This window comes from Paenibacillus sp. VCA1, from assembly GCF_031583795.1.
GTDB classification, from domain to species: domain Bacteria; phylum Bacillota; class Bacilli; order Paenibacillales; family Paenibacillaceae; genus Paenibacillus_AQ; species Paenibacillus_AQ albilobatus.
On sequence record NZ_JAVLSX010000012.1, the window covers coordinates 153010 to 165534 of the forward strand.

The 12525-nt window shown below is 53.7% G+C and carries 10 protein-coding genes; 8 read left to right on the forward strand and 2 right to left on the reverse strand.

The features are described 5' to 3' along the window. The first annotated feature begins 336 nt into the window (after positions 1-336). Complete coding sequence (locus RJP21_RS24660; protein WP_160043739.1) at positions 337-1257, forward strand: AEC family transporter; 921 nt, start codon at positions 337-339, stop codon at positions 1255-1257. 69 nt (positions 1258-1326) lie between these two features. Next, a complete protein-coding gene (locus RJP21_RS24665) occupies positions 1327-3318 on the forward strand; it encodes a DUF2339 domain-containing protein (protein WP_310861653.1) in 1992 nt (663 codons plus the stop codon). A gap of 124 nt (positions 3319-3442) precedes the next feature. Here the strand turns inward: RJP21_RS24665 and RJP21_RS24670 are convergent, their stop codons facing one another. Then, the gene (locus RJP21_RS24670) at positions 3443-4171 is read right to left on the reverse strand and encodes an HAD family hydrolase (RefSeq protein WP_397386275.1); all 729 of its coding nucleotides are present in this window, start codon (positions 4169-4171) and stop codon (positions 3443-3445) included. A gap of 415 nt (positions 4172-4586) precedes the next feature. Between RJP21_RS24670 and qoxA the strand changes: the two genes are divergently transcribed. From qoxA to qoxD, 4 genes are read left to right on the forward strand one after another with little or no spacing between them, the layout of a single operon-like run. Beyond that, complete coding sequence (qoxA, locus tag RJP21_RS24675; RefSeq protein ID WP_310861655.1) at positions 4587-5564, forward strand: cytochrome aa3 quinol oxidase subunit II; 978 nt, start codon at positions 4587-4589, stop codon at positions 5562-5564. A 27-nt stretch (positions 5565-5591) separates the two neighbouring features. Then, complete coding sequence (qoxB, locus tag RJP21_RS24680) at positions 5592-7538, forward strand: cytochrome aa3 quinol oxidase subunit I (protein WP_310861656.1); 1947 nt, start codon at positions 5592-5594, stop codon at positions 7536-7538. Next, positions 7535-8131 carry a cytochrome aa3 quinol oxidase subunit III gene (gene qoxC / locus RJP21_RS24685; RefSeq protein ID WP_310861657.1) on the forward strand — a complete coding sequence of 199 codons (597 nt, stop codon included), beginning with the start codon at positions 7535-7537 and terminating at the stop codon, positions 8129-8131. Before qoxB ends, qoxC begins: the two co-directional genes overlap by 4 nt. Before the next feature lies 1 nt (position 8132). After that, positions 8133-8414 carry a cytochrome aa3 quinol oxidase subunit IV gene (gene qoxD / locus RJP21_RS24690; RefSeq protein WP_310861658.1) on the forward strand — a complete coding sequence of 94 codons (282 nt, stop codon included), beginning with the start codon at positions 8133-8135 and terminating at the stop codon, positions 8412-8414. Positions 8415-8547: 133 nt separating this feature from the next. On the opposite strand, the gene RJP21_RS24695 is transcribed toward qoxD, so the two are convergent. After that, positions 8548-9063, reverse strand: a complete 516-nt coding sequence (locus tag RJP21_RS24695) for a mismatch-specific DNA-glycosylase (protein ID WP_397386276.1) — start codon at positions 9061-9063, stop codon at positions 8548-8550. 296 nt (positions 9064-9359) lie between these two features. Here RJP21_RS24695 and RJP21_RS24700 point away from each other — a divergent pair, with 296 nt between their 5' ends. Together RJP21_RS24700 and RJP21_RS24705 are read left to right on the forward strand one after the other, a co-directional pair. Continuing rightward, positions 9360-10748, forward strand: coding sequence for an ABC transporter substrate-binding protein (locus tag RJP21_RS24700; RefSeq protein ID WP_310861659.1), 1389 nt, complete (start codon positions 9360-9362; stop codon positions 10746-10748). A 48-nt stretch (positions 10749-10796) separates the two neighbouring features. Then, positions 10797-12419, forward strand: coding sequence for a DUF4091 domain-containing protein (locus tag RJP21_RS24705; RefSeq protein ID WP_310861660.1), 1623 nt, complete (start codon positions 10797-10799; stop codon positions 12417-12419). Positions 12420-12525: the final 106 nt, after the last annotated feature.

Genomic DNA, 12525 nt, shown 5'->3' on the forward strand with positions numbered 1-12525 from the left:
TCCATAAAAAAACCTCCCTGTGCAACCTCGATTTTTTGATCATCATTGGAATGCTTAAGTTTTCAGCCAAGCCGAACAATCTATGATCGTAAAATAACCCTACAAAGCGGGGCCTTGCCTCGAAGCGGGTTCATGTACTTTGCGGGGAGGCCGAAATTTATATACTCTATTTTATAAACTCCATAACGTTAAAAATAACCTCCGCGAAACGCGGTCTGTCTTCTGTAAAAGTGCGTCGGTAGACGTTTTTCTTAACCCCGCCGCTTCCGAGTGATGCTATAATGAATGGGCCCGCCATTTTATATCATCAAGAAAAAGACAAAGGAAGCTGAACTAATGATTGCGACGATATTGCTTGAAGTCGTGCTGCCGGTGTTCGTTCTGATCGCCTTCGGGTCGCTCATGCAGCGGCTTTTCCAGCTCGATTTATATACCTTATCCAAAATCAACTTTTATTTCATTACGCCGGCCGCCGTTTTCATGAGCATGTACCATTCCGACATGTCCGGGGAGCTGCTCGGCACCGTCTGTTTGTTTTACGGACTGTACGTGCTCGTTTTATGGGTAATCGGGACCGTCACGGGACGCCTGTTCAAGTTCGAAAGCAGCATGAAGGCCGCTTTTAATAACAGCATTATGCTCGACAATTCCGGCAATTACGGGATGCCGATCAACGCGCTCGTATTCAAGGGGGATCCGCTTGCCTCGTCAATGCAGGCGCTGATCATGTCCCTGCAAAGCCTCCTCACTTTCACGTACGGCGTCATCGCGATTCAGGGGGCGAAACTGAAAGGAAATTACCGGAGCATGATCATCGGTTTTTTGAAGATGCCGGTTCCGTATGCGCTCGTTTTGGGGCTGCTGCTTCATATATTGAAAGCCCCGCTGCCTTTGTTCGTGTCCCAGCCGCTGACGTACGCCCAGCAGTCGATGGTTGCCATCGCCCTTTTGACGCTCGGGGCGCAAATCGTCAAATATCCGCTTAAGCTTTACCGGCTGGACGTTTACGTCAGCATGTTCCTGAAGCTGATCATCGGCCCGGCGATCGGGTGCGCGCTTGTCTTCGCGCTGGGACTCAAAGGGATTCCCGCGCAGGCGCTGCTCATCGCTTCCGGCATGCCGACCGGAGTCAATACGTCCATCCTGGCCGAGGAATACAAAAACGAACCCGATTTCGCCGCGCAAACCGTGCTGCTTTCGACCCTCTTTAACGTCATCACCATCACGGGATTAATCACGCTCGCAAAAGCCTTCTGAATGGAATTTTGTGGTATGATAAACCTATCGCAGAAAGTTTAAATTTTGTTTATCAGGGGTGGTTAACCATTGGATTTGGAAAAGAGAATGAATCAGCTGGAGTCCAAAATGAGACAGATGGAACTTGAGCTGAATGAACTGCGCCAAGCCAGGCGCGGGGAGGGACAACCGGCGCCGGAGCAGCCGGGGCAGTCCCCTCATCCGGGCGGACATCCCGCTCAGGCGGGGGCTCCCGCTGCCGGACCGATGCCGCACCGGCCGGCTCCCCCGCAGAGTGTGCCCGGATTTCAGGCACCGCCGGGACAAGGCATGTACGGCGGCCAGACGCCCCCGCCGCACGGAAGGCAGGGGTATCCGCCATCCTACGGCCAAGGAATGCCCGCATACCCGCCACCAGGGGCGCCGGGGCAAGGTTATCAGGGCCAGATGCCGCCCGTTCAGCCTCAATATCAGACGGCGGAACGGCCTTACCCGCAGGGCATGAACCCGTATGCCTATCCGCCCCAGCATGCCAATATCCCCCGGGAGCCCAAGCCGCCGAAGGACTGGGAGCATCTGATCGCCAGGGTATGGCTGCCCCGCGTGTTCATCGTGGTGCTGCTGCTTGGCGTGCTGTGGGGATTTACGGCGGCGGTCAAAGCCGGATATTTGACCGAACCCGTCCGCTGCCTGCTTGGCGTCGCCGTTTCCGCCGCCATGTATTGGCTTGGCGAACGGCAGATCCGCAGCAAACGGGAGGCGCTCGGCCAGGTGCTTTTGGGAGGGTCCATCGGCATCCTGATCCTGTCCGTGTTTGCGGCGCACCAGCTGTATGAATTGATTCCTTCGGGCATCGCCTTTGCGCTGTACGTTCTTTCGATCGCGTTATGCGTATTTACCGCGCTGCGGCGCCGTTCCCAAGCGCTGATCATCATCGCGACGGTGGCCGGGTATTTGATCCCCTTCCTCGTGCATTCCGCCCAGCCGAATGCATGGGTATTCGGGGGATACGAGGCCGCGTTTTCGCTGGCGATGATCGCCGTTTCCCTGAAGTTCGATTTCCGGGCGGCTTATTTCGTGGCGGTCGGGGTGCTTCATCTGCCGCTGCTCATCGGCTATGCCGCCGGCGATTTCGGCGAAAGCCGCCATGTTTTCATCGGGGCCGTTTTCGTTCAGCACGCGGCGCTGCTCGCATACGCCCTGTTTGGGCCCGGACGCCGCAAGCTTGACGAAACGCTGTCGCTTTTCCCGGGATTCGGCATCATGGCGCTATGGATCTACGCCCTGTATCCGATGTCCGAAGGCGCCGTTCACTGGCGCCCGCTGATGCTGCTCGTATGGGCGCTGATCTACACTTTGTCCGCATGGGGCAAATACATGAAGGAACAGCGTTCCCCGGTATTGGTCTCCATCGCAACGGCAGCCTGGTTCCTGTGGGCGCTTGATCTGCTGAACGAGAGCTACTCGCCGGCCGCGGCCGTCGTCATCGGAACCGCGGGCATCATCCTTGGTTTCAGGCTGAACACCGTCATGCAGCAAATCACGGCGGCCATCGTGTTTGCGTACGGCGCGGCGGGAACGCTCTTCCTTGTCATCGACCGCGTCTTTTCGGCGGAAAGCCTATCCTGGCTTGTTTTGCTGGCCGCTTTTGCCATCCTCGCGTACGTGCTGCGCCGCATGCCTGAGCGTATTTTTTCCAGCCGTTTGCCGGATCTATGCATGTGGATCGACGCGCTGCTGGCCATCATTTTTTTGACCGAACTGACCAATGTGCTGACAGACGGGCTGGCCAAAGACCTCCGGCATTTGATCTTGTCCGCCGTTTGGGCGGTATACGCCATCGCCGTCATCGTCGGCGGGCTGGCGCTCCAGCGGCAAATGGTCCGTTTTGCCGGCATCGGCCTGCTGTTCCTGACGCTCATCAAAGTGATCGTCGCCGATCTGCCGGACGTGTCCGTCGCAGTGAGGGCGATTCTGTTCATCGGGCTCGGAGCGATCGGGATCGTCGTGTCCAGGCTGATGTACAAACGCAAAAACGCCCCGGCGCAAGCGGCGCCGGAAGATACGGCGGTAGAGCCGTAACGCAGGCAAAATATGCCGCCGGATTGAATAACTCCGGCGGCTTCGTTATTGTGCAAAAAAGCAGGCGCTGCTGCCTTTGAAGGTACGCGCCTGCTTTTTACGTATATCCATTCCGCTTCTTCCTTTATGACAATAGGAACTCGGCCAGCTCCCGGTAGCTTCCTGCCGTATAATGCGGCTGATGTTCCGATTCGGGTTCGACCCGCCGGTGGTTGAACCAGACCGCGGTCCATCCCGCCTCAAGCGCGCCCACCACGTCATTGCGCCAGGAATCGCCGACATAATAGCTTTGCGAGGCTTTTGTCCCCGTTCGTTCATTGACAAAGGTAAACAAACGGGGATCCGGCTTGTCGTACCCGACCGCGCCTGAAATGAAGATGCGTTCGGAAGGAATGGCCGCGTCCATCGCCAGCGCCTTGATTTTGGCCATCTGGTGGCGCTCCGGCCCGTTCGTGATCAATCCGACCACGTGTCCCGCCGCCTGCAGATCGGATATCAGCTTCATAACCCCGGGAAACGGAGTGATTCGGAATTGGCGCTCCAGATACTGCTGCTGAATCCGGGCTGCCTCCGGGTTCGTCACATGAACCCCGAATTCCGCCAGCGCAAGCTGGGCCCGTTTTACCCTCATGTCTTGCAAATCCCGCTCCGCCCCCTGCGCATTCACCGCGCCGTGGCTGGCCGAAAGCATGTCGCTGTAATATCTGAACCGGTGATAAACCTCCTCGTACGGAAATTCTTCCCCTGTGCCCAGCACGTCGCGCAGCGCTTCGCGCAGTGGCTGCAAATGGTCGTAAAGCGTATCGTCCACGTCAAAAAATATGCCTTTGCCAAAGCTCCGTTTCTCCCCCATGTCCATCCCTCTCGATCTGTTGTGATGTTTGTTACGGAAAACGAATTTGTGTCTATTCTAGCACATTCCACCGCGGTACTAGCCGGTTTCGGCGGCTGCCGCCCGCGTTTAAAAAGAGGGTATTCAGGGCTAAAACCCTTTCAATTGTGACGAAACTGGCACAACTGTTCCCCGCCCGATCAATTTTGAACAAAAATGAAAATCACCGAATTCAGCCTTTTTCAAAGCTTAATCGGTTTTTTTGGCGTTTTTTCATGAACAATGTGAAGTTTGTCACAGAATAATTGTATTTTATTTACATTTTTGCATTCTAATGTATTTGTTTTCTTTTTCACAAGTTAATATGCTATGGCTATAAGGATTCGCGAATGATCCAAACACTCAGCGATGAAGGCATGCTAGAAAGGAGTTTACAGTGAAGAAAAAAAGATGGTTGTTTTCACTCATGTTTATTTCCGTCGTCATGCTGCTCAGCGGATGCGACTCGAAACTGATGGTTCTGGATCCGAAAGGGCCGGTAGCGAAAACACAATCCAATACAATTATCTTTTCCATTCTAATGATGGCGCTCGTGCTAATCGTCGTGTACGTCCTGTACATCTTCATGCTGACCAAATACCGGGCCAGCAAAACGCCGGATGATTATGAACCGCCTCATATGGAAGGAAGCAAATGGCTCGAATTCATCTGGACCGCCATCCCGATCATTATCGTAGCCATTTTGTCTGTCGTTACCGTGCGTACGACTTATGCCGTAGAAAAGGTGCCTGCCGGCTATGAGGATCAAAAGCCGCTTGTCATCTACGCCGCCTCCTCCAACTGGAAATGGCATTTCAGCTATCCGGAGGAAGGCATCGAAACGGTGAACTACGTCAACATTCCGACGAACCGTCCGGTCGAGTTCCGTCTCTACTCGTACGGTCCGATTTCAAGTTTCTGGGTTCCGCAGCTCGGCGGCCAGAAATACGCGATGAGCGACATGATCACCAAGCTGAATCTCGTCGCCGAACATGAAGGTTCGTACATGGGTAAAAACTCGAACTTCTCCGGTAAAGGCTTCGCCCAAATGGAATTCGAGGTGCTCGCCCAATCTCCTGCCGACTACATGAAATGGGTCAAAGAAGTGCAGCAAACGGCACCGAAGCTGACCGAGCAGGAATTCAACACTGTGTTGCATACCGACTTCGTCGGACGCAAATCTTACAGTTCCACGCATTTGAGCTTCTCGCCGGCGCCTATGGATATGTCCGACATGAACATGTCCGAACACGGGCATGGCGGGGACAATTCGAAAGACAGCAAAGAATCCGGCACGGATTCCGCAGATCATATGAAGAACATGGGTGACATGAAAGACATGAACGATCATTCTTCCATGGAACAAGGACATTAACATCATGGAGAAAGGAGAACACACTGCATGAAATGGGACGAATTTTTTGTTACCGGCGAGCCGATGATCTACGCGGCCGATATCAGCATCGTGCTCGTATCGCTCGCCATCGTGATCGGATTGACCTATTTCAAAAAATGGGGATATCTGTGGCGTGAGTGGCTCACCACGGTGGACCACAAAAAAATCGGCATTATGTATATTTTGTCGGCTCTAATCATGCTGTTCCGCGGCGGCGTCGACGCTTTGTTGATGCGGGCCCAGCTCGCGACGCCGGACTCCAAATTTTTGGATGCGCAGCACTACAATGAAATATTTACGACCCACGGGGTTATCATGATTCTGTTCATGGCGATGCCGTTTGTCATCGGGATGATGAACGTCGTCGTTCCGCTGCAAATCGGCGCCCGTGACGTCGCTTTCCCTAGACTTAACGCCGTCAGCTTCTGGTTGTTCTTTGCGGGAGCGATGCTGTTCAATATTTCGTTTGTCATCGGGGGATCGCCGGATGCCGGCTGGTCCGCATACTTCCCGCTCGCGAGCAACGAATTCAGTCCGACGGTAGGCAACAACTACTACTCGCTGGCGCTGCAAATATCCGGTATCGGTACGCTGATGACCGGGGTCAACTTCATCGTGACAATCCTGAAAATGCGCGCCCCGGGCATGAAACTGATGCGTATGCCGATGTTCACCTGGTCGGTGCTCATTACGAACGTCATTATTTTGTTTGCTTTCCCGGTGCTCACCGTAGCGCTTGCCCTGATGATGTTCGACCGCATCTTTGGCAGCCAATTCTTTACGATGGCCAACGGCGGTATGGATATGCTCTGGGCCAACCTGTTCTGGGTGTGGGGACACCCTGAAGTATATATCGTTATTTTGCCTGCTTTCGGCATATTCAGCGATGTTATTTCGACATTCTCCAAAAAGAATTTGTACGGCTACAAATCGATGGTTATCAGTATGGTCGCCATCTCGGTTCTGTCCTTCCTCGTCTGGGCTCACCACTTCTATACGATGGGCCAAGGCGCTATGGTCAACGGCTTCTTCTCCATCACGACGATGGCGATCGCAGTTCCGACCGGGGTGAAAATATTCAACTGGCTGTTTACGCTTCGCAAAGGCAAAATTTCGTTTACGTCTCCGATGATGTACGCGATGGGCTTTATCCCGATCTTTACGATCGGCGGCGTAACCGGCGTCATGCTTGCGATGGCAAGCGCCGACTATCAATACCACAATACGATGTTCCTGGTTGCCCACTTCCACTACGTGCTCATTCCGGGTACGGTATTCGGGGTGCTGGCCGGCATGCACTACTGGTTCCCTAAAATGTTCGGCTTCCGTTTGAACGAACGGCTGGCTAAAACGGCCTTCTGGCTGATCATCGTCGGCTTCAACGTTGCCTTTATGCCGCTGTTCTTCCTCGGACTTAACGGCATGACGCGCCGGATGTACACCTATTCGGCAAGCACCGGCTTCGGTCCGCTGAACATGATCGCGACAATCGGCGCCTTGGTCCTTGCAATCGGCTTTGTGGTGCTGTGCTACAACTTCTTCTACAGCTTCCGCCACAGCCCACGCAACGAAGGCGGGGACCCTTGGGATGGACGCACGCTCGAATGGAGCACACCTGGTCCGGTTCCGGTTTACAACTTTGCAAAATTGCCTAACGTGAAGTCCGAAGATGCTTTCTGGCATGCCAAAAAGCATAACGTTCCGCTTTACGAAGAAGGACCTTACGAAGAGATTCATATGCCAAACAACAGCGGGCAACCGTTTATTCTCGGCGTAATTATGTTTTTCCTTGGCTTTTTCCTCGTGTTCAGCTGGTTCATTCCTGCGATTATCGCGGGCATCGGCGTGATTGTCATGCTGGCGGTTCGTTCCTTCGAACGCGATCACGGCTACCATATTTCACCGAAGGAAATCGCCGCTACCGAACAGAAACTGCGGGGTGATACCGTATGAAAATAAATGACACACTGCCGCTGGAGTACAGAACCGAGGAGAACAGCAACAAAATCTTCGGATTCTGGCTCTTCCTTGGAGCAGAGATCGCCTTGTTCTCTACGTTGTTCGCCGTGTACTTCACGCTTTGGAACCGCACGGGCAGCGGCCCGACCGGCAAAGAGCTTTTCGAGGTCGGCGGGGTCATCTGGGAAACGTTCCTGCTCCTCACAAGCAGCTTTACTTGCGGCCTTGGCATTCATGCCATGCGCCTTGGACTGAAAAAACCGATGATGATTTTCTTCATCGTTACGCTGCTGATGGGCCTTGGCTTCCTCGGCATCGAGATTACGGAATTCGTCAATTACGTGCATGAAGGCGCAACGCTGCAAACGAGCGCATTCCTGTCCAGCTTGTTCGTCCTGCTTGGCACGCACGGTCTGCACGTGACCATGGGTATTCTATGGGGCGCAGGCATCCTGATTCAAGTGGGCCGCCAAGGCTTTACGACAGAGACGGCGAACAAATCGTTTATCTTCTCGCTGTACTGGCACTTCCTTGACGTCGTCTGGATCTTCATTTTCAGCTTTGTCTACATGAAAGGATTGATGTAATATGGCACGATTGTTCCCGATACGTCACGTGATGGGATACATCTTCTCGCTGGTCCTTTCGCTTGTGGCACTCGGCGTGATTTACTGGGATCTGACGTTCGCGGCCGCTATGGTCATTCTGATCATCTGCGCTCTCATTCAGGCGTCACTGCAGCTGGTCCTGTTCATGCACATCGGTGAAACAGACTCGAAAAAGACGCTTTACCTCAACATCGCCTATGCGGTTTTCGTCGGCGTCGTTACGATTTTCGGTACGCTCTTTGCGATGATCTGGGGTTACTGATCATCCAATCAAAGCAAAAAAAACTGTCCCTTAAGGTAAGGGGCAGTTTTTTTTGCTTATATGGACCGTGTTTTTCAGTATCTGGTTCTGCATCTACCGAAATGAGAGCTTGAGTGCTTGTACCTTATATGTTTTAACTCCCATGCTCCGCGATATGCTCCGCCAGCCGGCGATAAATCGCCACGATCTCATCCATCGGCATCCGCACCAGGCCGCTTGACGACGGGGCGACAAATTCATGGATTTCCGGGATGACCGGGTCCGGCTGAAATCCCCAGTCCGCTTTGCTTTTTTGGCTGAACTGGGTATAGACGCCTTTGCCGACAAAACAGGCCACCTTTGGGCGGTACTTCAGCAGCTTCGTATGAAGGATTTTTCTCCCCTCCGCATATTCGCCGCGGTCGATATCGTCAATTCCCCGCGTCGGACGCGCGACGATATTGGTGAATCCGTACCCGAGCCTCAGCAGGTCCTGGTCTTCGGAAGCTTCATACAGCCGGGGGGTCAGCCCCGCCCGGTACAGGATCCGGTAAAAGTTGTTGCGCGGATTGGCGTAATGATGCCCGGTTTCTCCGGACTGCAGGCTCGGATTAAAGCCTATAAACAAAATCGACAAACCGTAATCCAGATGATCCGGTATTTCCGGCATCGCGTTCACCTCGCTTTCGGGTTCTCTTATTTGCGGAACTTATCGAAGTTGGATTTGGACAGAAGCTTTTTTATAGCGGCTTACGGTCATCATATACCCCATAACAGCCGGTCCGCAACCTGTACAGCCATCTCCCGGAACGCCGCGTTTCCAAAGCCGATTGTTCCATTTGTCATTATAATGCCCACCGATGTTACGCCGTTCGATTTAACACTAAATTAACATCTCCCTCCCTATAATGAAGTTGTCGCCGAACCCAAGGCCGTACGAATTGAATTCAGAAAGGGGTTGCCTTTATGAATCAAAGAAATCGCTGTCAACGCATGCTGCTCGCCGTTTTTCTGCTCTTGACGATCATCGTCTCCGGCTGCTCTTCTCCAAGTTCTTCGGGAAGCGTTTCTACTCCCCAAGAAACGACTCCGAAAAACGATGCCGCATCGGCGCCAAGCCAAACGGATCCGGATGAAAAAACGAACGACGAACCGGTTACCGTCAAAATTTTGTATCCATGGGGGGCCGATAACTTCGAGCTGCGGTACCGCGGTATTGAGAAGCTGCTTCCGAACGTCACGATCGAGCTTGTCGATTCCCAGGCCCAGATGGACCCGCTTCAGGAGCTGAACGCCCAAAAAATCGTACCGGACATCATTTTTGCAAACTGGGGACTGGACGCCTTATACGAGCTTGATATGATCGAACCGCTGGATGACCTGATTCAAAAACATCAGTTTGACCTGGATACGCTGGATCCTTCGCTCCTGGCCTCCATCCGCTCGATGGATCGAACGGGAAAAGGAAGGATTCTCGGGTTTCCCATCCAATACAGCCCGTACGGAATTTGGTATAACAAAGACGTGTTCGATAAATTCGGCATCGAATATCCTGCGGAACGTTTAACCTGGGATGAGGTCGCCGAGCTTGCGAAGCAGATGACCGCGGAACGCGACGGAGTTCAATACCGCGGGCTGGAAATGGGGCCCGGACTCGCCTCAGGCGAAGTCACCGTACCGTTGTCCCAGCTTGCCGTCAACTTGACGGACCCGGATACGGGCGAAGTCCTCATCGACAAAGAACCGGCCGTGACGCGATACCTGGAGCTGATGAAAAAAATTTACAGCATTCCCGGCATCGTGAACGAAGACCCGGAAGCCCGCAAGGATTATGAATTTCCGAAAAAAAACGTAGGGATGATCGTATCCTGGATCGAATATTTACGTTGGGGCGTCGGGGATCCCGAAGTGGCAGCCAACATGGAAGCGGCTCCGCTGCCCGTATGGGGAGACGGGGAAGAGTCCGCTCCGCCGGCCGGAAGCAATCTCCTTGTCATTAACAAATACAGCAAGCATAAGGATGCGGCTTTCAAAGTGCTGATGGCCTACCTCTCCCCTGAGCATCAAACCGAGCTTGCCAAAATCGGGGATGCGCCGCCGCTGTTCAATAACAAAGACGTGATCAGCCACTTCGGCGAAGACGTGGAGGTGTTCAAAGGGAAAAATGTGGCGGCGTTTTACGAGGTCCCGCCGGCTCTGCCTCCGGCAAAAATCAGTTCCTGGGACCAGTACGTCGACATTGGAGGATCCATGCTAAAGTTTTCCCGATCGGATATGGACATCGCATCGTTCCTGCGCCAACTGAAAGAAGAGTCCGCAGTCAAGATTACGGAAGCGAAAAATCAAAAGGAATGACGTTCGGTCCGGGCGGCTCGAACGACCTTAAGCAAGAGGTGATTCTGCTTGAAATTCCAAGTCTTTAGCGCAAACGAATGGGTATATCCCGATCAAACCATTGCCGATCCGCCGGAACGCGAGCTCCGGATTCGGATCGCGGGCGCCCGCGGCTCGTATGCAGGGTGTCAAGTCCTTTTCAACGATCTTCCGCCCCAGGCAGAGCTGACCTGGACGTTTCGCGGGCGGAGTTGGCCTGAAGAACGTCCCCACTGCGAACCTGAATTGCGGATCTATCGGCTCATCGATGTCCAAGTGAACGAAAATACCGATGTCGATGTATCGACCGTACCCGCTGGAACGCCGGCCCCTCCTTACGTCACGCGCCAAGCCCCGTTCCGCGTATATGACGCGCTGCTTCCGGTCGGGCGGCAATGTTCCGCCGGCAGCTCCACCGAAGCCTACTACTTATGCTGGCATATTCCGGCACAAGCTGCCCCGGGTATTTTCGGCGGTGACATCATCCTTGCAGCCGACAATCAGACCTGTATTATCCCCGTTCAAATCGAGGTGTTTAAGGCGCTTATTCCTGAACAAGGGCGGCTTCATGTGACCAACTGGTTTTCTACGCGCAACATTGCCGAGCGGTACGGACTGAAGCCATGGTCCGAAGCCTTTTGGTCGATGCTTGAGCAGTACGGACTGGCGATGAGGCGCTGCCGGCAAACCCACTTCCTCGTGAACGGCTCGTTTATCGACGTCAAGCCGCATGGGGAAGGACGTTATACCTTTGACTTTTCGAAAGCGGAACGTCTGATCACCCTGTTTCTCAAGCTTGGATTTACCCATATTGAAGGCGGCCATGTGGCGAATCGCCTGAACTGGGAAGATCCGACCTTCGTCTTGAATGCGGATCCCAGCGTTCAGGCGACGTCAAGGGAAGGCTACGTTTTTTTGTCCCAATATTTGAAGGCATGGCGGGAGTGGCTTGAAAGCAAAGGCTGGCTTTCGTTATTGGTTCAGCACGTCGCGGATGAGCCGATCGAGCCTTCGGCGGCGGACTACCGCATATTGTCGGGCATCGTGCGCAAATGGCTTCCTGGCGTGCCGCTTATCGATGCCGTGATCAATACGGGCGTTGCGGGAGCCGTCGATATATGGGTGCCGACGAACAAGGAATATGAACTTCATCAGGAAGACTACGAAGGTTACCGGAAATGCGGGGACACGTTATGGTTCTACACGTGCTGGAATCCGGGAGGCGATTATTTGAACCGTTTCCTCGACTTCCCTCTCCTGAAGACGCGTTACCTGCATTGGGGCAATTTCAAGTACGGGCTGGATGGATATTTGCACTGGGGATTCAATTATTATTTTAAAAATCAAGACCCGTTCGAGCTGACGAATCCGCTGCTTGCTCCGGACGTTCACGATCGGCGGGTACCGGCCGGAGACACCCATATCGCGTATCCCGGTCCCGACGGCCCGCTTCTCAGCATGAGGCTGGAAGCGATGCGCGCCGGCGTGGAGGATTATGAGCTGCTGCGCGATCTTCGGGATCATCGCCCGGAACTGGCCGAAGACATCCTATCGGTCTGCATGAACAGCTTTACGGAAGTAAACACGGACCCTTCCGCTTTTGACCAGGCTTACCGCCGGCTGCTGGAAGCGGTATCCGAGTATACGCCTTAGTCCGGGTAGAGTGAAGCGCGTTATGATATGCGTGGCCAAAATTCGAAATCAATCAAAAACGGCTGTTCCGCAAGTAGACTCGAGCTACGGTGGAACAGCCGTTTTT

What these genes read in the sequence shown, in the direction of transcription:
- RJP21_RS24700 (WP_310861659.1), top strand. Translation starts at nt 9,360, where the DNA reads ATGAATCAAAGAAATCGCTGTCAACGCATGCTGCTCGCCGTTTTTCTG.
- qoxB (WP_310861656.1), top strand. Translation starts at nt 5,592, where the DNA reads ATGAAATGGGACGAATTTTTTGTTACCGGCGAGCCGATGATCTACGCG.
- RJP21_RS24670 (WP_397386275.1), bottom strand. Translation starts at nt 4,171, where the DNA reads ATGGGGGAGAAACGGAGCTTTGGCAAAGGCATATTTTTTGACGTGGAC.
- qoxC (WP_310861657.1), top strand. Translation starts at nt 7,535, where the DNA reads ATGAAAATAAATGACACACTGCCGCTGGAGTACAGAACCGAGGAGAAC.
- qoxD (WP_310861658.1), top strand. Translation starts at nt 8,133, where the DNA reads ATGGCACGATTGTTCCCGATACGTCACGTGATGGGATACATCTTCTCG.
- RJP21_RS24695 (WP_397386276.1), bottom strand. Translation starts at nt 9,063, where the DNA reads ATGCCGGAAATACCGGATCATCTGGATTACGGTTTGTCGATTTTGTTT.
- RJP21_RS24660 (WP_160043739.1), top strand. Translation starts at nt 337, where the DNA reads ATGATTGCGACGATATTGCTTGAAGTCGTGCTGCCGGTGTTCGTTCTG.